Origin of the sequence: Curtobacterium pusillum, from assembly GCF_013359865.1 — a bacterium.
Classification (GTDB): domain Bacteria; phylum Actinomycetota; class Actinomycetes; order Actinomycetales; family Microbacteriaceae; genus Curtobacterium; species Curtobacterium pusillum.
In genome coordinates this window covers 1-23,358 of the sequence record NZ_JABMCE010000077.1, presented here as the reverse complement: position 1 = coordinate 23,358, position 23,358 = coordinate 1, and the positions used below count along the sequence as shown (strand labels likewise).

General features: G+C 70.4%; 24 protein-coding genes. 1 reads left to right on the top strand and 23 read right to left on the bottom strand.

Annotation, left to right across the window (positions count from 1 at the left end):
* Window positions 1-75 precede the first annotated feature (75 nt).
* The 15 genes from HP507_RS10045 to HP507_RS09975 form a co-directional block, all read right to left on the bottom strand.
* On the bottom strand, window positions 76-897 hold the full coding sequence (locus HP507_RS10045) for a PP2C family protein-serine/threonine phosphatase (protein ID WP_271207000.1): 822 nt from the start codon (window positions 895-897) through the stop codon (window positions 76-78).
* Between the two features lie 3 nt (window positions 898-900).
* On the bottom strand, window positions 901-1,632 hold the full coding sequence (locus tag HP507_RS10040; RefSeq protein WP_175351648.1) for an FHA domain-containing protein: 732 nt from the start codon (window positions 1,630-1,632) through the stop codon (window positions 901-903).
* 54 nt (window positions 1,633-1,686) lie between these two features.
* Window positions 1,687-2,244 carry a hypothetical protein gene (locus HP507_RS10035; protein WP_175351647.1) on the bottom strand — a complete coding sequence of 186 codons (558 nt, stop codon included), beginning with the start codon at window positions 2,242-2,244 and terminating at the stop codon, window positions 1,687-1,689.
* A gap of 105 nt (window positions 2,245-2,349) precedes the next feature.
* Window positions 2,350-3,114, bottom strand: coding sequence for a YaaA family protein (locus HP507_RS10030; RefSeq protein WP_175351695.1), 765 nt, complete (start codon window positions 3,112-3,114; stop codon window positions 2,350-2,352).
* A gap of 5 nt (window positions 3,115-3,119) precedes the next feature.
* The gene (locus HP507_RS10025; RefSeq protein ID WP_022905458.1) at window positions 3,120-3,383 is read right to left on the bottom strand and encodes a F0F1 ATP synthase subunit epsilon; all 264 of its coding nucleotides are present in this window, start codon (window positions 3,381-3,383) and stop codon (window positions 3,120-3,122) included.
* A gap of 1 nt (window position 3,384) precedes the next feature.
* Window positions 3,385-4,839, bottom strand: coding sequence for a F0F1 ATP synthase subunit beta (atpD, locus tag HP507_RS10020; RefSeq protein WP_175351646.1), 1,455 nt, complete (start codon window positions 4,837-4,839; stop codon window positions 3,385-3,387).
* A 47-nt stretch (window positions 4,840-4,886) separates the two neighbouring features.
* Window positions 4,887-5,789: a F0F1 ATP synthase subunit gamma gene (locus tag HP507_RS10015; RefSeq protein ID WP_175351645.1), complete on the bottom strand. Its 903-nt coding sequence runs from the start codon at window positions 5,787-5,789 to the stop codon at window positions 4,887-4,889.
* Entirely contained in the window at window positions 5,790-7,418 is a 1,629-nt protein-coding gene (gene atpA, locus HP507_RS10010; RefSeq protein WP_175351644.1) for a F0F1 ATP synthase subunit alpha, read from the bottom strand. It abuts the gene before it with no gap.
* A gap of 107 nt (window positions 7,419-7,525) precedes the next feature.
* Window positions 7,526-8,320 carry a F0F1 ATP synthase subunit delta gene (locus HP507_RS10005; protein WP_175351643.1) on the bottom strand — a complete coding sequence of 265 codons (795 nt, stop codon included), beginning with the start codon at window positions 8,318-8,320 and terminating at the stop codon, window positions 7,526-7,528.
* A 2-nt stretch (window positions 8,321-8,322) separates the two neighbouring features.
* Window positions 8,323-8,868: a F0F1 ATP synthase subunit B gene (locus tag HP507_RS10000; RefSeq protein WP_175351642.1), complete on the bottom strand. Its 546-nt coding sequence runs from the start codon at window positions 8,866-8,868 to the stop codon at window positions 8,323-8,325.
* Between the two features lie 9 nt (window positions 8,869-8,877).
* On the bottom strand, window positions 8,878-9,114 hold the full coding sequence (gene atpE, locus HP507_RS09995) for an ATP synthase F0 subunit C (RefSeq protein ID WP_175351641.1): 237 nt from the start codon (window positions 9,112-9,114) through the stop codon (window positions 8,878-8,880).
* 67 nt (window positions 9,115-9,181) lie between these two features.
* A complete protein-coding gene (atpB, locus tag HP507_RS09990; RefSeq protein WP_175351640.1) occupies window positions 9,182-10,042 on the bottom strand; it encodes a F0F1 ATP synthase subunit A in 861 nt (286 codons plus the stop codon).
* A 104-nt stretch (window positions 10,043-10,146) separates the two neighbouring features.
* The gene (locus HP507_RS09985) at window positions 10,147-10,650 is read right to left on the bottom strand and encodes a Cg1360 family ATP-synthase-associated protein (RefSeq protein WP_175351639.1); all 504 of its coding nucleotides are present in this window, start codon (window positions 10,648-10,650) and stop codon (window positions 10,147-10,149) included.
* Complete coding sequence (locus tag HP507_RS09980; RefSeq protein ID WP_079236207.1) at window positions 10,647-11,873, bottom strand: MraY family glycosyltransferase; 1,227 nt, start codon at window positions 11,871-11,873, stop codon at window positions 10,647-10,649. Before HP507_RS09980 ends, HP507_RS09985 begins: the two co-directional genes overlap by 4 nt.
* A complete protein-coding gene (locus tag HP507_RS09975) occupies window positions 11,870-12,544 on the bottom strand; it encodes an L-threonylcarbamoyladenylate synthase (protein WP_175351638.1) in 675 nt (224 codons plus the stop codon). The genes HP507_RS09980 and HP507_RS09975 overlap by 4 nt, the downstream gene beginning before the upstream one ends.
* A gap of 37 nt (window positions 12,545-12,581) precedes the next feature.
* Between HP507_RS09975 and HP507_RS18400 the strand changes: the two genes are divergently transcribed.
* Window positions 12,582-13,232 (top strand): HAD family hydrolase, encoded by a 651-nt coding sequence (locus HP507_RS18400; RefSeq protein WP_175351637.1) that lies wholly within the window; start codon window positions 12,582-12,584, stop codon window positions 13,230-13,232.
* A gap of 56 nt (window positions 13,233-13,288) precedes the next feature.
* Here the strand turns inward: HP507_RS18400 and prmC are convergent, their stop codons facing one another.
* The 8 genes from prmC to HP507_RS09930 all read right to left on the bottom strand — a co-directional run bounded on the left by prmC (window position 13,289) and on the right by HP507_RS09930 (window position 23,305).
* Window positions 13,289-14,176 (bottom strand): peptide chain release factor N(5)-glutamine methyltransferase, encoded by an 888-nt coding sequence (prmC, locus tag HP507_RS09965; protein WP_376984388.1) that lies wholly within the window; start codon window positions 14,174-14,176, stop codon window positions 13,289-13,291.
* A gap of 2 nt (window positions 14,177-14,178) precedes the next feature.
* On the bottom strand, window positions 14,179-15,261 hold the full coding sequence (gene prfA / locus HP507_RS09960) for a peptide chain release factor 1 (protein ID WP_175351636.1): 1,083 nt from the start codon (window positions 15,259-15,261) through the stop codon (window positions 14,179-14,181).
* 3 nt (window positions 15,262-15,264) lie between these two features.
* A complete protein-coding gene (rho, locus tag HP507_RS09955) occupies window positions 15,265-17,469 on the bottom strand; it encodes a transcription termination factor Rho (protein WP_175351635.1) in 2,205 nt (734 codons plus the stop codon).
* 162 nt (window positions 17,470-17,631) lie between these two features.
* A complete protein-coding gene (gene thrB, locus HP507_RS09950) occupies window positions 17,632-18,588 on the bottom strand; it encodes a homoserine kinase (protein ID WP_175351634.1) in 957 nt (318 codons plus the stop codon).
* A gap of 32 nt (window positions 18,589-18,620) precedes the next feature.
* Window positions 18,621-19,700, bottom strand: coding sequence for a threonine synthase (thrC, locus tag HP507_RS09945; RefSeq protein ID WP_175351633.1), 1,080 nt, complete (start codon window positions 19,698-19,700; stop codon window positions 18,621-18,623).
* Window positions 19,701-19,738: 38 nt separating this feature from the next.
* Window positions 19,739-21,046 (bottom strand): homoserine dehydrogenase, encoded by a 1,308-nt coding sequence (locus HP507_RS09940; protein ID WP_175351632.1) that lies wholly within the window; start codon window positions 21,044-21,046, stop codon window positions 19,739-19,741.
* A gap of 28 nt (window positions 21,047-21,074) precedes the next feature.
* Window positions 21,075-22,490 (bottom strand): diaminopimelate decarboxylase, encoded by a 1,416-nt coding sequence (gene lysA, locus HP507_RS09935; RefSeq protein ID WP_175351631.1) that lies wholly within the window; start codon window positions 22,488-22,490, stop codon window positions 21,075-21,077.
* Between the two features lie 59 nt (window positions 22,491-22,549).
* Window positions 22,550-23,305: an LmeA family phospholipid-binding protein gene (locus HP507_RS09930; RefSeq protein ID WP_175351630.1), complete on the bottom strand. Its 756-nt coding sequence runs from the start codon at window positions 23,303-23,305 to the stop codon at window positions 22,550-22,552.
* Window positions 23,306-23,358 lie beyond the last annotated feature (53 nt).

Sequence of the window (23,358 nt, the reverse complement as noted above, 5' to 3'; positions counted from 1 at the left end):
TACGAACCGTGTGCGACCGACATTCCGCACACCGCTGCGTGCGGAAGGACCATGGTCCCCCAGTTCGGGGGGCAGTCAGTGGCGCGGGAGCGTGTCCTCCACGTCCCCGTCGTCCGGTGCGTCGTCCACCTGGAGCACGACCACCGTCACGTTGTCCCGCCCGCCGGCGACCACCGCATCGCCGACGAGGCGCTCGGCGAGGTCCTGCGCGGAGGGCACCCGAGCGGCGATCCGGGCGATGCCCGCATCGCCGAGTTCCTTCGTCAGGCCGTCGGAGCAGACGATGTACCGGTCCCCCGCACGGAGCGGCAGCGTCCACCAGTCCGGCTCCGGCGGTTCCCCGAAGCCGACGGCCCGTGTGATCACGTTGCTGTCCGGGTGCCGCTCGGCGTCCTCGGAACGGAGCAGGCCGGCGTCGACCATCTCCTGGACGACCGAGTGGTCGACCGTGACGCGGCGGAGCACGCCGCCCTCGATCCGGTAGGTCCGGGAGTCGCCGACGTTGAACACGAGGGCTGCGGGCTGGCCGAGTGACGCGACGAGCGCGACCCCGGTGACCGTCGTCCCGGCTCCGATCGCGTTGCCACCCGCCGCACGCTCGATGTCGGCCGTGGCGAGCAGGAGCGCCCGCTGGATGGCCTGTCGCGTGGTGAAGGGGCTCTCGGTCACCTGCTCGAGCCGACGAACCACGGCGTCGCTCGCCCGGTCCCCCGCGAGGTGTCCGCCCATGCCGTCCGCGACGACGAAGAACGGCGCCCCGACGATGTAGCTGTCCTCGTTGTGGTCACGCCGCCGACCGACGTCGGTCGCGGCTCCCCACGAGAGCGTCAGGGAGGCGCCGTCGGCACCGGGGACGTCGATGGCGTGCGCAGTCGCTGCTCGGCCGAGTTCGGTCACGTTTCAGGATCGCTCTCTGGGGGTTCGGGGCGTGCCGGTTGCTGGATCGGACGGCCGCGTGGGAAGGGGTGGGAGGCCCCCCGACGGCGGTGCGACCCGCAGGTGCGGCGAGAGGACCTCGATCACGTTGCCGTCACCGATCTCGACAACCGTACCCGTCAGCACGACGTTCGACGCACCGGCCGGCATGCGGAACGGTGCCGCACCCGCCGGCCGCACGACCGTCCCGTTGGTGGAACGGAGGTCGTCGATCACCGCGACCTCGCCCTCGGCGTGGACCAGGACGTGCGACGAGGACACCTGCCCGCTGCGCGACGGCACGGTCACGAGTTCCGGAGTCGGACCACGCAGGATCCGCGGCAGTGAGGGGCGCCGTCCCACGATGACGGGACGGTCGAGACGCAGCACGCGGTCCCCGACACGGATCGAGGGCACCCTGGTCGTCGGCGCCGGCGGGACCGACGGGAGGCGCGGCGCGGCTCCGGCGGGCGGCCCGCTCGGCTCGACCGGTCCCCTCCGCGCACGGACGACCGTGTCGTCGATCGGGTCGTCCGCCGGGCGCGGCGCGGCTTCCCGGCGGATCACGGTGTCGTCGACCGCCGATGCACCGTCTTCGCCGGGCACCTGCGGGACAGGCCGGATCACGGTGTCCCCGAGGGCGTCCTCCGCCGGGTCGCCGGACGGCGGAGCACCGGGTCGACGGATGACGGTGTCGTCGATGTCGTCGTCGCGCACTCGAGCCCTCCAAGCGTGGTCGAGACCACCGTAGACGATCCTGTCCCCCGGTCGTCATCGCCGCTCCCACGCCGGGCCACTGCCCGCGCGGACGGACCGGAGCACGAGGGCGGCCAGCGGATCGTCCGCGCGGGTGTCCAGCGCGTACTGCGCCCGGGTCTGTGCGCGTGCTGCCGACCCGAGCGCCCACGAACACCACGACGCCAGCGCGAGGGCACCCGCAGCACCGGCAGCCGTGTCGGCGGAGAGGTCCTCGGCGCGCCACGACCGCCATGCATCGGCGCAGCGGTCCCCCGCGGTCCGGAGCCGACCACGATCCGGCTCCGGGCCGAACCCGCAGAGCGCCGGCGGCGTCGGGTCGCGGAAGGGATCGAACGCGGTGACCGTCCGTGGATCCCGGTGGTCGGCCGCGGTGAGGAACGCGACCAGCGCGAAGCGCGGCGCGAGAGCGCCGCACGCGGTGAGGACCGCGATCGACGCCGCGCGCGGGAGCCGCCCGCGGCCGGGCGCGACGAGGGCGGCGCAGGCCGCCGGGAGGGTGACGGCGGCGGCGATCTCGCGGGGGTAGCGCACTGCGGCGGAGGGATGACTGCGTGTCGTGACGGGGATCATGCACGACATCGAAACGCACACCGCGCCTCCAGGCCGGAACGGAACGGCCATCTGTGGAACGCGCGGGCCCCGCCCGTCCTGTGGAGGACCGAGACGGGGCGCAGGTCAGACCGTGGCGGGTTCGAGACTCTCGGCGACGAGGTCCCACGAGCCGTCGTGCTCCTCGAACACCACCCCGTGCGCCGCTGCCCAGGCGACGAGCTCGGGCAGGGAGGACACGTCGGCACCCGTCCGCGCGAGCAGCCCCACGAGGCGACCCTTCGCGGTCTTGTTCCAGTGGTTGAGCGCTCTGCGGCGTCCGGAACCGTCGACGCTCACGACGCGCGGCGCGACAGCGCCGGACACGGGGCCGAGCTGCCGGTACCCCTCGGAGCGCAGGTCGAGGACGAGGCCGCCCGCGGTGTGCGCCGCGAGCAGCCTGGACGACGGGCCCGGCCAGTGGGACGCGAGCCGGATCGACCCGAGCCGCGAATCGTGCGAGAGCCGGTAGGCGGGCACGGGGTCGCCGCCGCCGATCGGACCGAACATCGCGGACTGGATGACGACGTGGTCGAACCACCACGCGCGGGACGTCTCGTCCGCGGTGAGCGAGCCGAGCGGGTCGTACAGCACGCCCGTGTACCGGTCGATCGCCGGCATCGTGCCCGAGGTCTCGAGCGCGAGGTTGCGGAACCGCTCCTCGATCGACTTCGGCCCGAGCTTCAACGCCGTCCGGGCAGAGGACTCCTCGGAACTGACGGAGCGGGCCGCGGTGATCACCGCGGCCCGCTCGTCGGACAGTTCCGGGAACGACAGCGCACGCAGATCGAGCGTGCAGTCCGTGTCCCCGCCCTCCCGCTTCGTCTCCGAAGGCGGGAGGAGGACGGTCAGTCCGGTCAGGACGCCAGCGCGGCCTGCCGCGCCACGATCGTGACCGTGTCGTGCTCGACCGACAGGAAGCCGTCCTCGGCGTCCGCCGCCACCGTCGAGCCGTCGGCCCGGGTGATGCGGACCTGACCCTGCGCGAGGGTCGCGAGCAGCGGCTCGTGTCCCGCGAGGATACCGATCTGGCCCTCCGTCGTGCGTGCGACGACCATGGTGGCGTCGCCCGACCAGACCTCGCGGTCGGCCGAGACGACACTCACGGTGAGTGCCGCCATGTCAGCGGTTCTCCTTCTGGATCTGCGCCCACTTCTCTTCGACGTCATTGATGCCACCGACGTTGAAGAAGGCCTGCACGGCAACGTGGTCGAACTCGCCGTCGGCGATGGCGCGGAAGGACTCGATGGTGTCCTTGAGCGGCACCGTGGAGCCCTCGACACCCGTGAACTTCTTCGCCATGTAGGTGTTCTGCGAGAGGAACTGCTGGATACGACGAGCGCGCTCGACCGTGATCTTGTCCTCTTCGGAGAGCTCGTCGACACCGAGGATGGCGATGATCTCCTGCAGCTCCTTGTTCTTCTGGAGGATCTGCTTGACGCGCGTGGCCGTCTCGTAGTGATCGGCACCCAGGTAACGGGGGTCCATGATCCGCGAGGTCGACGTCAGCGGGTCGATCGCCGGGTAGAGACCCTGCGACGCGATCTCGCGCGAGAGCTCCGTCGTGGCGTCGAGGTGCGCGAACGTCGTCGCCGGCGCCGGGTCGGTGTAGTCGTCGGCCGGGACGTAGATCGCCTGCAGCGAGGTGATCGAGTGACCGCGCGTCGAGGTGATGCGCTCCTGGAGCACACCCATCTCGTCAGCGAGGTTCGGCTGGTAGCCCACCGCGGACGGCATGCGACCGAGCAGCGTGGAGACCTCGGAGCCGGCCTGCGTGAAGCGGAAGATGTTGTCGATGAAGAGGAGCACGTCCTGCTTCTGGACGTCGCGGAAGTACTCCGCCATCGTCAGCGCCGACAGGGCCACGCGGAGACGCGTTCCCGGCGGCTCGTCCATCTGGCCGAACACGAGGGCGGTCTTGTCGAAGACGCCCGCCTCTTCCATCTCGCCGATGAGGTCGTTGCCCTCACGGGTGCGCTCGCCGACACCGGCGAACACCGACACACCACCGTGGTCCTGTGCGACGCGCTGGATCATCTCCTGGATGAGGACCGTCTTGCCGACGCCCGCACCACCGAAGAGGCCGATCTTGCCACCCTGCACGTACGGGGTGAGGAGGTCGATCGACTTGATGCCGGTCTCGAACATCGAGGTCTTCGACTCGAGCTGGTCGAAGGCCGGGGCCTTCCGGTGGATCGGCCAGCGCTCGGTGATCTCGAGCTTCTCGTCGGTGTTGAGCACGTTGCCCAGCACGTCGAAGACCTTGCCCTTGGTGACGTCGCCGACGGGCACCGAGATCGGAGCGCCCGAGTCACGGACCTCCTGGCCACGGACCAGACCGTCGGTCGGCTTCAGGGAGATGGCGCGGACGAGGTCGTCGCCGAGGTGCTGCGCGACCTCGAGGCCGATCTCCTGCGACGAGTCACCGATGGTGATGGTCGTGTACAGGAGGTTGTACATCTCGGGGATGGCGTCGTGCGGGAACTCGATGTCGACGACGGGGCCCGTGACACGGGCGATCCGGCCGACACCGGGCGCCGACGACGTCTCGACCGCGGTGGTTGCGGTGTCGGTCATGGCTGGTGCCTTCCTGAGGGTGGGTAACTGTCCGCGAACGACGCAGACTACTTCTTCTTCGACGAGAGGGCGTCGGCGCCGCCGACGATCTCGGAGATCTGCTGGGTGATCTCGGCCTGTCGAGCGTTGTTCGCGAGACGCGTGAAGTCGCGGATGAGCGAGTCGGCGTTGTCGCTCGCCGCCTTCATCGCCTTCTGCCGGGCGGCGTGCTCGGAAGCAGCCGACTGGAGCATGGCGTTGAAGATGCGGCTCTCGATGTAGACCGGGAGCAGCGCGTCGAGCACCGCGTCGGCGTCCGGCTCGAACTCGTACAGCGGGAGCGGCTCGTCGTTCGACGGGGCCTCGACACCCTCGACGACCTCGAGCGGGAGCAGCCGGACGACCTGCGGCTCCTGCGTGGCGAGGCTGAGGAAGCGGTTGAACACGATGTGGATCTCGTCCACGCCGCCTTCGGCCGTGTCCTGGAGGAACTTCGACACGACCGCGTCGCCGATCTCCTTCGCCGTCGAGAACTCCGGCTGGTCGGTGTTGCCGACCCACTGCTGCTCCGACGAACGCTCACGGAAGGCGAAGTACCCGACGGACTTGCGCCCGACCAGGTAGAACACCACGTCCTTGCCCTCGCTGCGGAGCAGGGAGGCGAGCTCCTCGCCCTGCTTGAGGACGTTCGTGCTGAACGCGCCGTTCAGACCGCGGTCCGACGTGAAGAGCACGACGGCGGCACGCGTCGACGACTCCGGCTCAGTGGTCAGCACGTGGTCGACGTTCGAGAACGTCGCCACGGCCGACACCGCACGCGTCACGGCCCGCGAGTACGGACCCGACGCAGCCATACGGGCCTGCGCCTTCTGGATCCGCGACGCCGAGATCAGCTCCATCGCGCGGGTGACCTTCTTCGTGGTCTTCGCGGAGCGGATTCGCTGCCGGTAGACCCGGACCTGTGCTGCCATTTAGCGACGACCCTTGACGATCTGCTCCTGGTCGACGTCCTCGGCCTGCGCGGCCTCGAACTGCTCGGACCCGAGCGTCTTGCCCTCGCTCGTCTGGAAGCTCTTCGAGAACTCGTCGATCTGCTTGCTCATCTCGGCGACGGTGTCGTCGCTGAGCTGGTTCGTCTCGCGCAGGGTGGTCAGCACGTCCGAGTTGCGGCGCAGGTGGTCGAGCAGCTCCGACTCGAAACGGAGCACGTCGCCCACGGGGACCTCGTCGAGCTTGCCGTTGGTGCCGGCCCAGATCGAGACGACCTGCTCCTCGACCGGGTACGGCGAGTACTGCGGCTGCTTGAGGAGCTCGGTCAGCCGGGCACCGCGCTCGAGCTGACGACGCGACGCCTGGTCGAGGTCGGACGCGAACATCGCGAACGCCTCGAGCGAGCGGTACTGCGCGAGCTCGAGCTTGAGCGTGCCGGAGACCTTCTTGATCGACTTGACCTGTGCGTCACCACCGACCCGGGACACCGAGATGCCGACGTCGACGGCCGGACGCTGGTTCGCGTTGAACAGGTCCGACTGCAGGAAGATCTGGCCGTCGGTGATCGAGATCACGTTGGTCGGGATGTACGCCGAGACGTCGTTCGCCTTGGTCTCGATGATCGGGAGACCCGTCATCGAACCGGCGCCGAGCTCGTCGGACAGCTTCGCGCAACGCTCCAGCAGACGGGAGTGCAGGTAGAAGACGTCACCCGGGTAGGCTTCACGGCCCGGCGGACGACGGAGGAGGAGGGACACGGCACGGTAGGCCTCGGCCTGCTTCGACAGGTCGTCGAAGATGACGAGGACGTGCTTGCCGGCGTACATCCAGTGCTGGCCGATGGCCGATCCGGTGTACGGCGCGAGGTACTTGAAGCCGGCCGGGTCGGAGGCCGGGGCGGCGACGATGGTGGTGTACTCCATCGCACCGGCGTCCTCGAGCGCACCCTTGACCGAGGCGATCGTGGAGCCCTTCTGACCGATGGCGACGTAGATGCAGCGGACCTGCTTGTCCTCGTCGCCCGACTCCCAGTTGGCCTTCTGGTTGATGATCGTGTCGATCGCGATCGCCGTCTTGCCGGTCTGGCGGTCGCCGATGATCAGCTGACGCTGACCGCGGCCGACGGGGATCATCGCGTCGATGGCCTTGATGCCGGTCTGGAGCGGCTCGTGGACCGACTTGCGGGCCATGACGCCGGGCGCCTGGAGCTCGAGGGCGCGACGCCCCTCGGCCGGGATCTCGCCGAGCCCGTCGATCGGTGCGCCGAGCGGGTCGACGACGCGACCGAGGAAGCCGTCGCCGACGGGGACCGAGAGGACCTCGCCCGTGCGGGTGACTTCCTGGCCCTCTTCGACACCGGCGAACTCGCCGAGCACGATGGCGCCGATCTCGTCCTCGTCCAGGTTCTGCGCGAGGCCGAGCGTGCCGTCCTCGAAGCGGATGAGCTCGTTCGCCATGACGCCGGGGAGGCCCTCGACGTGCGCGATGCCGTCGCCGGCGTCGATGACGTGCCCGACCTCGGCCGTGGAGGCCTTCGTCGGCTCGTAGTTCGAGACGAAGTCCTTCAGGGCATCACGGATCTCATCGGGGCTGATGGTGATGTCTGCCATGGGATTTTCCTTGTTGGTTTCCGGGGCCGTTCGGCTCCGAGAGGGTGACGCTGCCTGACTCGGCAGTTCCCGTTGTGGACTTGGGAGGGGCGACTTCGACCGTACGCTCAGCCGGCGAGCTGGAGCCTGAGTTCCGAGAGACGCGTGGAGACGGTGCCGTCGATGACGTCGCCGCCGATCTGCACCCGGACCCCGCCGACGACCGAGGGGTCGACGACGTGGTTGATGCTGATGTCCTTGCCGTACCGCTCGGAGAGGCCACGGGCGACGCGAGCCGCCTGACCGTCCGAGAGCGGGGTCGCGGTGATCACCGTCGCGACGAGCTTGCCTGCCTGGTCGGCCACGATGCGCGAGGCATCACGGACGAGTTCGCCGATGCGGCGGCCCCGGGGCTGCTGCACGAGGTGCGACAGGATCGCGATCGTCTGCGCCGAGGCCTTCCCGCCGAGCAGACGCTCGACGAGCGAGCTCTTCTCCGCCGGGCTGCCGAGCTTGGTGCCCAGCGCCAGTTCGAGGTCGGCGTCCGAACGGACGGCGGACTCGAAGGAGAACAGTTCGGACTCGATCGACGTGTCCGACGGCGCCGTGGCCGCGATGGCGCGGATGCCCGCGTCCTCGATGCCGACGAGCAGGTCGTCGTGCGACGACCAGCGCGAGCCGGCCACGGCGGTCAGGACCGCGCGAGTCGCGGTCGACTGGCCGGCGAAGACGCGGTCGACGACCACCTTCTTGCCGGCCGGGTCGGCCGTCGGGTCGGACAGCAGACCGAGCAGCTGCGGCGCACCGGCGATCGCACGCCCTGCGGCGAGGATCTCGGCACCGGCGGCGAGGTCGGCCGTGCCGCCGAGATCGGCGAGCACCGCCCTCGTCGACGCCAGTGCTTCTCTGGTGGCACTGCGCATGCTCAGCGCTCCCCGGTCTTCGAGGCCTCGAGGTCGGCGAGGAAGCGGTCCACGACCGCGGTCGACTTGGCGTCGTCCTTGAGCGACTCCCCGATCACGCCGGAAGCGAGGTCGAGGGCGAGCGTGCCCACCTCGGACCGGAGCGACTGGAGCGCGCTCTGACGCTCGGCCTCGATCTGCGCCTGCGCGTTGGCGGTGATGCGTGCTGCATCGGCCTGCGCCTGCTCGCGGAGCTCGTTGCCGATCGCGTTCGCGTCGGAACGGGCCTGCTCACGGATCCGCGACGCCTCGGCACGGGCCTCGGCGAGCTGCTTGTTGTACTCGTCGAGCGCGGCAGCGGCCTGCTCCTGAGCGGCCTCCGCCTTCTTGATGCCACCCTCGATGGCCTCGGTGCGCTCGTCGAGCATCTTCGTGATCCGCGGGATGATGACCCGCCAGAAGACCAGCAGGATGACGACGAACGCCACCGCGGACCACACGATGTCGTACAGCGGCGGTACGAGGGGATTGTGCGTCTCCTCGGCCGCGATGATGAGTGCGTTCTGCATCGAGAGGCCTTACTTGGTGAAGATGAAGTACGTCGCGATACCGATGAAGGCGAGGGCCTCGGTGAAGGCGATACCGATGTACATGAGGGTCGTCAGGCGGCCCTGGAGCTCCGGCTGGCGAGCGACGGACTCGATCGTCTTGCCGACGACGATGCCCACGCCGATGGCCGGACCGATCGCTGCGAGGCCGTAGCCCACCGTCGCGATGTTGCCGTTGATCTCCGCGAGAACGGTCGTTGCGTCCACGTGTTTTCCTTTCAGGATGCGGCCCGACGGATGTCGTGCCGTACAGGGGGTCGGTACAGGTCGTTGGTCAGTGCTCGTCAGCCAGCGCGAGCTGGATGTACACAGCGGTCAGCAGCATGAAGACGTACGCCTGCAGCAGCGCGACCAGGATCTCGAAGAAGCTGAACGCGATGCCGAACGCGAGCGTCCCGACTCCGAAGAGAGCGAAGAGGTTCCCGCTCTCGAAGAAGAAGAACTGCGTGGCGGCGAAGAACAGGACGAGCAGCAGGTGGCCGACGACCATGTTCATCAGGAGTCGCAGCGTCAGCGTCACCGGACGGAGCACGAAGGTCGAGACGAGCTCGATCGGCGTCACGATGATGTAGAGGTACCACGGCACTCCGGGCGGGAACAGCGAGTTCCGGAGGAAGGTGCCGGGGTGCTTGCGCAGACCCGCGTAGATGAAGGCGACGTAGGCGACGATCGCGAGGATCATCGGGTACGCGATGCGGCTGGTGCCCTGCAGGTTGAACCCCGGGATGAGACCGGTGAGGTTCAGGAACAGCACGGAGAAGAAGATCGTGGCGAGGAGCGGGAGGAACCGCTTGCCGTCCTTCTCACCCAGGTTGTCGAAGGTGTTCCGGCGGACGACGTCGAACGCGTACTCGACGAGCGCCTGGCCACGGCCGGGCACGAGCTTGAGCGAACGGGTCCCGATGATGCCGATCAGCAGCAGGACCGCGACGGCGATGAACCGGATGATGACGAGTCGGTCGATCTCGAAGGGCGTCCCCGCGAAGAAGATCGCGTCCGGGAAGAACTCGTTGATCGACGGACCATGGAACTCGGCGGCCTGGCTGCTCCCCGCCGCGACGGGGTTACCCGCAGCGGTGAGGGACAGGGGAAGAGCGTGGGATAGCAGCGCTGTCTCCTGTGTCGGCGCGCGCACGCAAGGCACGCGATGGTGGACGTTGTGGAGGCTCGCCCGCTCCGAGCAGTGCTCCGGACGCGGACTCCGAGAAGCCTATCAGGTGCGGGAGGCTTCCCGGGCTCTCAGTTGCGGGGGTGACCGCTCTCAGGATCCGTCGAGCGATCCGCCGCACCGCCGTCGGAGTCCCCGGGCAGTGCGACCCCGATCGGGATGCGCGCCTTCGCCACGGCCACGACGTCGATGACGAGCGACCCGACGACGCCGACGATGATGACGATCGCGAGCACCGGGAAGTCCACCCAGGCGCGGTCGCGGAGCAGCAGGAGCACGACCAGGAACAGGATGAACTTGAGGATCCACGTGCCCATGACGATCCCGAAGAAGGCTCCCGAGATCATCTGCCCCTTCGACACCCGCAGGGCGACGAGCACCGAGAGCGCGGTCAGTCCGAGGAACACGACGCTCAGCACGGCACCGAGGAGCCCGCCGACGAGCCCCGGCGTGCCGGAGACGAGGAGCCCGACGATCCCCCCGACGACGGCCAGGGCGACGGCGAGGACGGCCGCCCACACGAGGATGCGGCGGAACACCGGCCGGACGTGGTCGAGCGCGTTCGGTGCGGTCACGTGATGTCTCCTGGGATCGAGCGGTCGTTGGCGGCCCGGTCGAGCGGGTCGAGGCTGGCGTCCACCACGGTGGTGGACCGGGTGGCGGCCTGCGCGGCGAACTCGGCGCGCTTGCGGCCGAGCGGGGCGAACGTGGCGACGGCGCACACCGTGAAGCCGACGGCGACGAAGACGACGACCCAGTACCAGTCCACGAAGAGGAAGAGCAGGCAGCCGACGGCCACGGTGGCCGTCCACGCGTAGAAGATGAGCACCGCGTGGAAGTGCGAGTGCCCCATGTCGAGCAGGCGGTGGTGCAGGTGCTTCCGGTCGGCCGAGAACGGCGACTTCCCCGCGCTCAGCCGTCGGGTGACCGCGAGTCCGAAGTCGAGGATCGGCACGATGAGGATCGCGAACGGCAGCAGGATCGGGATGAACGCCGGCAGCAGTGCCTGGCGTGTCTGCACCGCGGCGGGGTCGATGTTCCCCGTCACGGACACCGCGCTCGTCGCCATGAGGAAGCCCACGAGCAGCGCACCGGCATCGCCCATGAAGAGCTTCGCCGGGTGCCAGTTGAGGATGAGGAACCCGAAGCACGCGCCGACGAGCACCGCGGTGAGCAGCGACGGCAGGTTGAAGAAGAACTCGGTCTGCACGACCACGCGGTTGATGAAGAACGTGTAGAGGAAGAACACGCCGCCGGCGATGATCGCCACGCCCGCCACGAGACCGTCCAGTCCGTCGATGAAGTTCACCGCGTTCATGACGAGCACCACCGCCAGCACGGTGAAGATCAGACTCATGTAGGACGAACCGACGCCGAGGGTGTTGCCGATCGGCAACGACACGATCGCCACGCCCTGCCACGCCAGGATGCCGGCGGCGATGATCTGCCCGGCGAGCTTCGTCATCCAGTCGAGGTCCCAGATGTCGTCCGCGACGCCGAGCACCACGATGATGGTCGCTCCCCCGAGCACCGCGAGCACGCGTCCCGGTTCGGAGAACACCAGGCGGAAGTAGTCGGTCCCCGCGATGGACGGGAACAGGAACCACGCCGCGAGCAGGGACACGATGACCCCGATGTACATCGCGATCCCGCCGAGCCGAGGGGTCGGCGTGCGGTGCACGTCCCGCTCACGGACCTTCGGGTACCACTTGTACTTCAGCCCCAGCTTCCACACGATCCAGCTGACGCAGAAGCTCACGACCGCCGCGATGGCCCCCGCGAGCAGGTAGTACTTCATCCGACGAGGTCGGCTCCGACGACCCTGGTGATCTCGTCGTCGGAGATCACACCGTGACGGACGATGCGGAGCTTCCCGCCGTCCGAGAGCCCCGTGGCGTCCACGATCGTCGACCCGGTGGACGCCTCGTACCCCTCGTGCGCGTCGAGCGGGCCGCCGTCGAGGTACACCGCGACGCTGTCGCCGAGCATCGCCTCGGCCTGGTCGGCGTCCATCGCCGCCGGGTCGCCCGTGGAGTTCGCGGAGGACACCGCGAGCGGCCCGACCTCCTGCAGGAGCTCGAGCGCGATGCGCGAGTCCGGCATCCGGAGCGCGACCGTGCCGCGCGTCTCGCCGAGGTCCCAGTCGAGCGACGGCTGGGCGCGGAGGATCACGGTGAGACCCCCTGGCCAGAACTCGTCGACGAGGTCCCGCACCTGCTGCGGGATGTCGCTCGCGAGCGCGTCGAGGGTCGGCGGGCCGGGGATGAGGACCGGCGGCGGCGACTGCCGGGTGCGGCCCTTCGCGTCGAGGAGGCGCTGGACGGCGGTCGCGCTGAAGGCGTCCGCGGCCACGCCGTAGACGGTGTCGGTGGGGACGACGACGAGCTCTCCGCGCCCGAGCGCGGCACGTGCGAGCCGCATCCCGGTCAGGAGCCCGTCGGAGTCGGTGCAGTCGTATCGGGATGCCATGACTCGACGATGATAGTGCGACACAATGGGTGGCATCGTGAACGAGACGCCCGCGCCCCGACTCCTGTTCCTCTTCGACATGGACGAGGTCCTCGTCCGGTACGACTGGCAGGTCCGGATGGCCGCCCTCGCGGAGTTCACCGGACACGGGTTCCAGGAGCTCCGCCGGCGCTGGTGGGACTGCGGGCACGAGATGCGTGCCGAGGCGGGGCACTTCGCCGACGGGGACGAGTACCTGGCGGCCTTCGCTGCCGCGATGGAGTGCGAGGTGCCCGAGTCCGAGTGGGTCCGGATCCGCGGAGCCGCGATGACGGAGCTGCCGGAGCGGATCGAGGCCGTCCGCCTTGCGGCCGAGCACGGCCGGGTCGGGCTCCTCACGAACAACGGGCCGCTGGCCGGTCGGTGGATCCACCACTGGGCGCCGTCGCTGCCGCCGCTGTTCGGCGAGCACCTCGACACGACGAGCAACTTCGGGGCCCGCAAGCCCGAGCCCGAGGTCTTCACCCGGGCGCTGGAGCACCACGGCGTGCCCGCGGCGCGCACGTTCTTCGCCGACGACATGCCGATCAACGTCGAGGGCGCCCGGAGCGTCGGCATCCACGCGGTGCTGGTCGAGGAGCACACCGACCTGCGCGCGGAGGTCAGCGCCTTCGTCGCCTCCCAACGCGAGGCCGCCCAGATCGCCTGATCCGAGACCACCTCCCCTCGACGCGGGGACGGACTGGAGGCGCGGGTCGCCTCCGGTCAGCGGGTCGCGGTGGTCGTGCGGTCGCGGCCCGTCAGGTCGACGTGCGTCTCCGGGGTGCGGAACCCCCGGCGCGCCAGGACCTCGCGCACGCCCGCGCCCTGCGGCTCGGCGTGCTCGATCACGAGGACTCCCCCGGGAACGAGCAGCCGCCACGCGGTCTCGGCCAGGGCACGCACGGCGTCGAGGCCGTCCGGTCCGCCGTAGAGCGCCACCGCGGGGTCGTGGTCGCGGACCTCGGGGTCGATCGGCACCGCGTCGTCCGGCACGTACGGCGGGTTCGACACGACGACCGACACGGTGCCGTCGAGTTCGGGCAGGGCGTTCGCCAGGTCGCCCTCGACGAGCCGCACCGTGCCGCCGTGGGCCTCGACGTTCCGCCGGGTCCACGGGAGCGCCTCGGGAGATCGCTCGACCGCGTACACGACGGCGTTCGGCACCTCGGTGTCCATGGCGATCGCGATCGCACCGCTGCCGGACCCCAGGTCGACGGCGATCGGCGCCGGCACCGCGGTGGCCCGGAGTGCGTCGATGCCGAACTGCACGACGCCCTCGGTCTCCGGCCGCGGGACGAAGACGCCGGGTCCGACCGCCAGGGTCAGGGCACGGAAGTACGCCTCCCCCGTGATGTGCTGCAGCGGCTCGCGGGTGGTCCGACGGGCGACGGCGTGCCGGAAGCGCTCGACGTGCGACGGCTCGATCGCACCGCCGGTGAGCGCCCGGGCCTGCACCGCGCCGCGCGACGTGTCGGTCGCCCAGGCGAGCAGGAGTTCGGCGTCGACCTGCGGCGTCGGGACGCCGGCGGCGCCGAGCGCCGCGGTCGCCTCGCGCAGGAGGCGATCCGCGCCGAACGTGGGATCACTGACGGACAGGAGCCGCGCCTCCAGGCTCACGCGTCCTGGTCGCCGATGGCGGCCAGCCGTGCCTCTTCATCCGCGCTGATGGCGGACTGGATGACGGGCTCGAGCGCACCGTTCATGACGCGGTCGAGGTCGTACGCCTTGTACCCGGTGCGGTGGTCCGCGATGCGGTTCTCCGGGAAGTTGTACGTGCGGATGCGCTCGGAACGGTCCATCCCGCGGATCTGCGACTTTCGCGCGTCCGAGGCGATCGCGTCGAGCTCCTCCTGCTGCCGCGCGAGGATGCGGGCACGGAGGACGCGCATGCCGGCCTCACGGTTCTGCAGCTGCGACTTCTCGTTCTGCATCGCGACCGTGATGCCCGTCGGGAGGTGCGTGATGCGCACTGCCGAGTCCGTCGTGTTGACCGACTGGCCACCGGGACCGGACGACCGGTACACGTCGATCTTGAGGTCGTTCTGGTTGATCTGGACCTCTTCGGGCTCGTCGACCTCGGGGAAGACGAGGACACCGGTCGTCGAGGTGTGGATGCGCCCCTGCGACTCGGTCGCCGGCACGCGCTGCACGCGGTGCACACCGCCCTCGTACTTCAGGTGCGCCCAGACGCCCTGGGACGGGTCGGTCGCGTTCGACTTGATCGCGACCTGGACGTCCTTGTAGCCGCCGAGGTCGGACTCGGTGCGCTCGAGCAGCTCGACCTTCCAGCCCTTGGACTCGGCGTAGTGCGAGTACATGCGCAGGAGGTCCGCCGCGAAGAGCGCCGACTCCTCGCCGCCCTCGCCGCCCTTGATCTCCATGATCACGTCGCGCCCGTCGTCGGGGTCGCGCGGGATGAGCAGCCGGCGGAGACGCTCCTGGCGCTCCGTCAGCTGCTCCTCGAGCGCCGGGACCTCGTCCGCGAACGCCTCGTCCTCACGCGCGAGTTCCTGGGCGGCGGCGAGGTCGTCCCCCGCCGCCTGCCAGGACTCGTACGCGGACTTGATCTGGTTGAGCTCGGCGTACCGCCGGTTCACCTTCTTCGCCCGGGCCGCATCGGCGTGGAGCGCGGGGTCCGACAACTGCTGCGTCAGGTCCTCGTGTTCCGCCAGCAGCCCTGCCACCGACTCGAACACGCGTTACTCCTGGTGGCCGTTGTGGTGGCCGCCGGTCGTGGGGACCGACTTCTGCACCTGGACCAGGAACTCGACGTTCGACTGCGTCTCCTTGAGGTTCCGCAGGACGATCTCGAGCGCCTGCTGCGGGTCGAGGCCCGCGAGGGCCCGACGGAGGCGCCAGGTGATCTTGACCTCGTCGGCGGAGAGCAGCTGCTCCTCGCGACGGGTGCCGGAGGCGTTGACGTCGACCGCCGGGAAGATCCGCTTGTCCGCCAGGTGGCGGTTGAGGCGGAGCTCCATGTTGCCGGTGCCCTTGAACTCCTCGAAGATCACCTCGTCCATCTTCGACCCGGTCTCGACGAGCGCCGTCGCGAGGATCGTCAGCGAGCCGCCGTCCTCGATGTTGCGCGCCGCGCCGAAGAAGCGCTTCGGCGGGTACAGCGCCGACGAGTCCACGCCACCGGACAGCACGCGACCGGAGGCCGGCGTCGACAGGTTGTAGGCGCGGCCCAGGCGGGTGATCGAGTCGAGGAGCAGGACCACGTCGTGGCCGAGCTCGACGAGGCGCTTCGCACGCTCGATGGCCAGCTCGGCGACGGTCGTGTGGTCCTCGGCGGGACGGTCGAAGGTCGAGGCGATGACCTCGCCCTTCACCGTGCGCTGCATGTCGGTGACCTCTTCGGGCCGCTCGTCGACGAGCACGACCATGAGGTGCGCCTCGGGGTTGTTCTTGGCGATCGCGTTCGCGATGGCCTGGAGCACGACGGTCTTGCCGGCCTTCGGCGGGGAGACGATGAGACCGCGCTGGCCCTTGCCGATCGGTGACACGAGGTCGATGATCCGCGTGCTGAGCTTGCCCGGCTCGGTCTCGAGACGAAGGCGCTCGTTCGGGTACAGCGGCGTGAGGTCCTGGAAGTCGACGCGCGCGGCGGCCTCGTCGGCGGTCTGCCCGTTCACCGAGTCGACCTTCACGAGCGCGTTGTACTTCTGGCGGCTCTGCTGCTCGTTGTCGCGCGGCTGCTTGATCGCGCCGACGACCGCGTCGCCCTTGCGCAGGTGGTACTTCTTCACCTGGCCGAGGGAGACGTAGACGTCGTTCGGGCCCGGGAGGTAGCCGGTCGTGCGCACGAAGGCGTAGTTGTCGAGGACGTCGAGGATGCCCGCGATCGGGATGAGGACGTCGTCCTCGGTGATCTCCGGCTCGAACTCGTCGTTCTGGCCGCCGCGGCCGCGCTTGCGATCGCGCTGACGACGGCTGCGGCCGCCCTCGGTCTCGTCGGCGTGCTGCGGGCCGCTCTGCTGCTGGTTCTGCTGCTTCTGGCCGTTCTGCTGCTGCTTCTGACCGTTCTGCTGCTTGTCGTTCTTGTCGTCCTGCGGGGTGTTCTTCTGCTCGCCCTGCTGGCCGTTCTTCTGCGCGTTGTCGCGGCCGCCGTTCTGCTGGCCGGCGTTCTGCTGCGCCGGCTGACCGGTCTGGTCGCCGCCCTGCTCGCCGTTCTCGGCGTTCTGCCCACGGCCACGACCGCGGCCACGGCTGCGACGGCCACGACGCGAACCGCCCTCGCCCTGCTGGTCGTTCTGGTCGCCGGCTTCCGCGTTGCCACCGTTGGACTGCTCGTGCTGGTCGGCCGGGGCGGACTCGCCCTGCGCCTCCTGGGCCGGCTGTGCGGTCTGGTCCTGACCCTGCGAGGTCTGCTCGGCGTTCTGCTGGTCGCGCTGGCCGCGTCCGCGGCGCTGGCCACCGGCCTGGGCGGCCTCCTGCGCGTCCTTCTCGGCGCGGACCTGGTCGAGGCCGGCGAGGAGGTCCTCGGTGCCGGTGTGCCCGTGGTTGGTGTGCTCGGCGGCCGAGGTCGGCGCGGCGCTCACGGGGCCGCCGGACGATGCGCGGCGCGAGCGGCGGGCACGCGACGACGCAGGCACGTCGGCCTGGGCCTCGGCGGCGGGGGTCTCGGTCGCCGGGGAATCGGCGGGCGCGACAGGAGCCTCGATCGGCTCGGGCAGCGTCGGCTGCTCCGCCGGGGCGGCCTCGGCGGGTGCGGCCGGTGTCTCGGCCGGGGCCTCGTCGGTCACGGGGCGCTTGTCCTCGATCGAGGCGATGAGGTCGCCCTTGCGGAGCTTCGAGAGCCCCGTGATGCCGAGGGAGGAGGCGATGCGCTGGAGTTCCGGGAGCCGGAGGGCGCGCAGGTCGGTGGGGATCTCCACGGGAGTGGAGTCGTTGACGTTCGTCAAGGTCGGTGTTTCCTTTCGAACCGCAGAACGCGGAGAGTTTCCACCGTCCCGGATGCACGGGTATGCATCGACCGCCGTTCAGACGACGGACCGGGATTCGGTGATCAGAAAGAGATTGCCCCCGCGCACCGGACCCTGCGTGGCGAGGAACGTTCCTGCCGCCTACGCGGGTTCGGCTTGGAGCGCCGAGTGCGGCACCACTGTAGCACCACCCAGGTCGACGGCCAGCATGAGCGCCCGCCAGTCGGATTCACCGTGTCGCGACACGAGGTCGGCCGCGGTGAGGCGCTGGGCCGGGTCGCTGCCGAGGACCAGGAGGCTCGGACCGGCCCCGGAGACGACGGCCGCCAGACCGTGCTGCCGCAGCAGGCCGATGAGGGCGTCGGTCTCCGGCATGGCGCTGGCACGGTAGGCCTGGTGCAGCCGGTCCTCGGTCGCCGCGAGGAGCAGCTCCGGGCTCTGGATGAGCGCCGCGACGAGGAGGGCCGAGCGCGAGACGTTGAACGCGGCGTCCTCGTGCGGGACGCTCGCGGGCTGCAGGGACCGCGCGAGCTTCGTGGACAGGGTCGAGGCCGGCACGAAGACCACCGGCGAGACACCGCGGTGCACGAGGAGACGCTTGTACGCCGGCCCCTCGGCGGTCATCCACGCGATCGTCAGACCCCCGAAGAGCGCCGGCGCCACGTTGTCCGGGTGCCCCTCCATCTCCGTCGCCAGGGTCAGGAGTGTCGAGGCGTCGAGGTCGACGATCCCCTCGAGCAGCCCGCGGGCCGCCATGAGCCCGGCGACGATCGCCGCCGCCGAGGACCCCATCCCGCGGCCGTGCGGGATCGCGTTGACGGCGTGCAGCTCGAGTCCGGGCTGCATCACCCCGGCGTGTTCGAGCGCGCGCCGCACGGCACGGACGACGAGGTTGTCGTCGTCCGTGGCGACCTCACCCGCGCCGACCCCCGTCACCGTGACGGTGGCGCCGGGCTCCGGTCGGACCCGGACCACCACCTCGTCGTAGAGGGACAGCGCGAGCCCGAGCGAGTCAAAACCCGGTCCGAGGTTCGCCGACGTCGCCGGCACCCGAACGCGGACCGCCCGTCCGGCCGGTACAGCGATCTGGGCGGTCATGCCCTCCCCCGGTCCGGACGAGCGGCCCTCGCTCACGCCGCGCCGACCAGTCCGAGCACCTCGGCGACCGACTTCGTGTCGACCGGGACGCTCGTCGGGGCGACCTCGCCGCCGTCCTGCGTGCGGAGGGCCCACTGCGGGTCCTTGAGGCCGTGTCCGGTCACGGTGATGACGACCTTCGCGCCCTTCGGGACGACACCGGCGTCGGCGCGCTCGAGCAAGCCGGCGACACCGATCGCCGAGGCGGGCTCGACGAACACGCCGACCTCGGCGGAGAGGATGCGGTGCGCGGCGAGGATCGCCTCGTCCGTGATCGCGCCGAAGTAGCCGTCCGTCTCGTCACGGGCCTCGAGGGCGAACTGCCACGAAGCCGGGTTGCCGATGCGGATCGCCGACGCGATGGTGTCCGGGTTGGTGACGACCTCGCCGCGGACGATCGGGGCGGAACCAGCCGCCTGGAAGCCGAACATGCGCGGGAGCTTCGTCGAGCGTCCGGAAGCGACGTCCTCACGGTAACCGCGGGAGTACGCCGTGTAGTTGCCGGCGTTGCCGACCGGCAGGAAGTGGAAGTCCGGCGCGTCGCCGAGGACGTCCACGACCTCGAACGCGGCGGTCTTCTGCCCCTCGATGCGGTCGTTGTTCACGGAGTTCACCAGGTGCACCGGGTAGTTCGCGGCGAGGTCCCGCGCGATGTCGAGGCAGTCGTCGAAGTTGCCCTGCACCTGCAGCAGCTGGGCATCGTGGGCGACCGCCTGGCTGAGCTTGCCCATCGCGATCTTGCCCTCGGGCACGAGCACCGCGGCGGTGATGCCGGCGTGCGTGGCGTACGCCGCGGCGGACGCACTCGTGTTCCCGGTGGAGGCGCAGATGACGGCCTTCGCGCCGTGCTCGACGGCCTTCGAGATCGCCATCGTCATGCCGCGGTCCTTGAACGAACCGGTCGGGTTCATGCCCTCGAACTTGACGTAGACCTCGGCGCCGGTGCGCTCGGACAGGCGGCGCGCCGGGATGAGCGGGGTCCCGCCCTCACCGAGCGTGACGACGGGCGTCGCTTCGGTGACGTCGAGACGGTCGGCGTACTCGCGCAGGACTCCCTGCCACTGGTGGGCCATGAGGCTCTCCTTGTTCGGTGTTCTCGTGAGTTGTCGTGTCAGGCGCCGACGACGCGCAGCACGCTGGTGATCTCCGCGACGACGTCCTCGTTGCGGAGCGCCACCACGGTGCTCGCGAGGTCGAACTCGCGCGCCAGGTGTGTGCCGATCACCAGGGTCGCGGTGCCGTCGGCGTCGGTGGCGACGGTCTGCTCGACGGTCTCGACGCTGACGCCGTGCTTCGCCAGGACGCCGGCGACGGTGGACAGCACCCCGGGGGCGTCCGTGACGTGCAGCGTGATCTGGTACCGGGTGCGGACGGTGCCGATCGGGAACACGGGCAGGTCGGCCCGCGTGGACTCCGCGACGCCCGGACCGCCGATCACGTGGCGGCGGGCTGCCGACACGAGGTCGCCGAGGACGGCGGACGCGGTCTCGACACCACCGGCTCCGGCGCCGTAGAACATGAGGTCGCCGGCGGCCTCGGCCTCGACGAACACGGCGTTCTTCGCACCGTGGACGCTCGCGAGCGGGTGCGACTCGGGCACGAGCGCCGGGTAGACGCGGGCGCTGACGCCCTCGGTGCCGTCGGCGTCGGTCAGGCGCTCGGCCGTCGCGAGGATCTTCACCACGTACCCGGCCTTGCGCGCGGCCCGGACCTGCTCGATCGTCACCGAGGTGATGCCCTCGCGGTGCACGGCGGCGAGCGGGACCGAGGTGTGGAACGCCAGGGAGGCCAGGATCGCGGCCTTCTGCGCGGCGTCGTAGCCCTCGACGTCGGCGGTCGGGTCCGCTTCGGCGTAGCCGAGCTCGGTCGCCGTGGCGAGGGCGTCCTCGAACGTCGATCCCTGCCGGTCCATCAGGTCGAGGATGAAGTTCGTGGTGCCGTTGACGATGCCCATGATGCGCACGATGCGGTCACCGGCGAGGGAGTCGTGCAGCGGGCGGATGATCGGGATCGCACCGGCGACGGCGGCCTCGTAGTAGAGCTGTGCGCCGACCTGCTCGGCCACCGCGAAGAGTTCCGGGCCGTGGGTCGCGAGCAGGGCCTTGTTGCCCGTGACGACGTCCGCGCCGGACTGCAGCGCCTGGAGGACGAGCGTCCGCGCCGGCTCGATGCCGCCGATGAGCTCGACGACGATGTCCGCGCCGAGGATGAGCGACTCCGCGTCCGTCGTGAAGAGCTCCTTCGGCAGGTCGACGTCGCGGGGGGCGTCGACGTCGCGGACGGCGATCCCCACCAGCTCGAGCCCGGCGCCGGCGCGCGAGGCCAGCTCGTCGCCGTGTTCGAGGAGCAGCCGCGCGACCTGGGAACCGACCGAGCCGGCTCCGAGCAGCGCGACGCGGACGTTGCGGTATTCGATCATCTGGTGGGCATTCCTGTTTCTTCGGGGGTCAGCGGCCGGCGCTGGGCTCGGGGACGACCCCGGTGTCGCGGGCGAGGAGGTCGTCGATCGACTCGCCACGCACGAGGATACGGGCTGCGCCGTCGGCGACGGCCACGACGGGCGGGCGTCCGACGTGGTTGTAGTTGCTCGCGAGGCTCCAGCAGTAGGCACCCGTGGCGGCGACGGCGAGCAGGTCGCCGCGCCGCACGTCGCCGGGCAGGTACTCGTCGTTCACGACGATGTCGCCGCTCTCGCAGTGCTTGCCGACGACCCGGCTGAGGACCGCGGGCGCGTCGGACGTCCGGGCGAGCCGGGCCGTGTAGTCGGCGCCGTACAGGGCGGGACGGGCGTTGTCGCTCATGCCGCCGTCGACGGACACGTAGGTGCGGGTCGCGGACTCGGAGGCCGAGGCCTCGAGCGTCACGGGCTTGATGGTCCCGACGCGGTAGAGGGTGATGCCGGCCGGCCCGACGATGTACCGCCCCGGCTCGACCGCGATCTCGGGCACCGGGATGTCCCGTTCTGCGCAGGCCTCGGCGACGATGGTCGCGAGCGCGTCGGCGACGTCCTCGGGCGCGAACGCCGAGTCGGCCTCGGTGTAGTCGATGCCCCAGCCCCCACCGAGGTTGAGCTCCGGGACGGGCCCGGACGCGACGAGCGTGGCGTGCACGTCCATCAGACGCCGCGCGGCCTCACGGAAACCGGACTCGTCGAAGATCTGCGAGCCGATGTGCGAGTGCAGTCCGACGAACGCGAGCGAGGGCTCCGCGCGCACGGACTCGGCGGCCGTGACCGCCTCGCTCAGCGGGATGCCGAACTTCTGGTCCTCACGCGCGGTGGCGAGGTACTCGTGCGTGGAGGCGTGCACACCGCTGTTGATCCGGATGCGGACGCGCTGCACGACACCGGCGTCGGCCGCGGCTCGGGACACGCGCTGGATCTCCTCGTGGCTGTCGAGGACGATCGTGCCGACCCCGACCTCGACCGCGCGGGCGATCTCGGCGTCGGACTTGTCGTTGCCGTGGAAGCCGAGGAGTGCCGGGTCGACTCCCCCGGCCAGCGCCACCGCGAGCTCGCCGCCGGTGCAGACGTCCACGCGGAGGTCCGCCTCGGCCATCCACGCCGCGACCTGCGTCGTCAGGAACGCCTTGCCGGCGTAGTAGACGTGCGCCCGGGTGCCGATGCGCTCGAACGCCTCGGTGAACGCGTTCCGCACCCGGACGGCGCGGGACTGCACGTCGCGCTCGTCGACCACGTACAGCGGCGTGCCGAACCGTGCGGCCAGGTCCGATGCCGTCAGGCCGCCCACGGCGAGTTCACCGTCGTCGGTCCGCGTCGCGGAGGCGGGCCAGATGCGTGCGGTCAGCGCGGAGGCATCCGTCGGGAACCGCAGTCGCTGCGGGGCAAGGGGGTTCTCGCTCACGGGACCCGATCCTACCGAGCCGAGCCGCGCCTCCCGGGCCGTGTGACGCGAGCCTGCGCTCAGGAGCACTTCCCGACCGTCTGCAGGCCCTGCTCGTTGAGCGGCAGCGAGTCGGCCGTGACCCGCACCGACGCGTCGGCGGACGTGATGTCGAGCGAGCGCACCCGGAGCGACGACGGCAGGAACTTCGCCGTGCACACCTCGACGGGCACGTTCGTGACCCCCCGGATCGAGTCCACCTTGAGACCGAGCGCCGAGTTCGTGATGCGCACGGTCTTCGGCGTGATCGTGATGCCCTTGCCGTCGTCCTGCGCGACGACGTCGCCCTTCGCCGCGTAGGTGATGTCGTAGCCGAGCACCGCGGTCTTGCCGGAGAGCTCGACACCGCCGTCGACCAGGCTGAGGCGGTCGAACAGCGGGCTGTACTTCGACAGCTCCTTCACCGAACCCGCGGCGAGCGTGACGTGGCCGTCGACGTCGTGGACGTCCCCCTTGCCGTCGATCGGCACGTCCCGCGCGGTGACGTCGGCCGCGAGCGGGATGCCGTCGATCGTGAGCTTCCGCGACGAGATCTCGACCTCGTCGAGCTGTCCGCCGATGAGCTGCGGGATGACGACGCCCTTCGCGTGCGCCTGGACCTTGCCCGTCGCGCCGGCCGGCAGCGACTGCTCGACCTGCTGGGCGATGATGCGGTCGACGACCCCGCGCAGGACGAACTCGGCGATGACCACGAGCGCGGCGAGGACGAGCACGACGACGATCAGCACGCTGGGCCAGCGACGGCGCTTCCGGGGGGTCTCGGTGGCTGCGGACATGCGTCCCACCCTGCCAGGGCGGCCTGCGGCCCAGATGCAAGACACCGGTGTTC

What these genes read in the sequence shown, in the direction of transcription:
- HP507_RS10035 (WP_175351647.1), bottom strand. Translation starts at nt 2,244, where the DNA reads ATGATCCCCGTCACGACACGCAGTCATCCCTCCGCCGCAGTGCGCTAC.
- HP507_RS10025 (WP_022905458.1), bottom strand. Translation starts at nt 3,383, where the DNA reads ATGGCGGCACTCACCGTGAGTGTCGTCTCGGCCGACCGCGAGGTCTGG.
- atpD (WP_175351646.1), bottom strand. Translation starts at nt 4,839, where the DNA reads ATGACCGACACCGCAACCACCGCGGTCGAGACGTCGTCGGCGCCCGGT.
- HP507_RS10015 (WP_175351645.1), bottom strand. Translation starts at nt 5,789, where the DNA reads ATGGCAGCACAGGTCCGGGTCTACCGGCAGCGAATCCGCTCCGCGAAG.
- atpA (WP_175351644.1), bottom strand. Translation starts at nt 7,418, where the DNA reads ATGGCAGACATCACCATCAGCCCCGATGAGATCCGTGATGCCCTGAAG.
- HP507_RS10005 (WP_175351643.1), bottom strand. Translation starts at nt 8,320, where the DNA reads ATGCGCAGTGCCACCAGAGAAGCACTGGCGTCGACGAGGGCGGTGCTC.
- HP507_RS10000 (WP_175351642.1), bottom strand. Translation starts at nt 8,868, where the DNA reads ATGCAGAACGCACTCATCATCGCGGCCGAGGAGACGCACAATCCCCTC.
- HP507_RS09980 (WP_079236207.1), bottom strand. Translation starts at nt 11,873, where the DNA reads ATGAAGTACTACCTGCTCGCGGGGGCCATCGCGGCGGTCGTGAGCTTC.
- HP507_RS09975 (WP_175351638.1), bottom strand. Translation starts at nt 12,544, where the DNA reads ATGGCATCCCGATACGACTGCACCGACTCCGACGGGCTCCTGACCGGG.
- thrB (WP_175351634.1), bottom strand. Translation starts at nt 18,588, where the DNA reads ATGACCGCCCAGATCGCTGTACCGGCCGGACGGGCGGTCCGCGTTCGG.
- thrC (WP_175351633.1), bottom strand. Translation starts at nt 19,700, where the DNA reads ATGGCCCACCAGTGGCAGGGAGTCCTGCGCGAGTACGCCGACCGTCTC.
- HP507_RS09940 (WP_175351632.1), bottom strand. Translation starts at nt 21,046, where the DNA reads ATGATCGAATACCGCAACGTCCGCGTCGCGCTGCTCGGAGCCGGCTCG.
- HP507_RS09930 (WP_175351630.1), bottom strand. Translation starts at nt 23,305, where the DNA reads ATGTCCGCAGCCACCGAGACCCCCCGGAAGCGCCGTCGCTGGCCCAGC.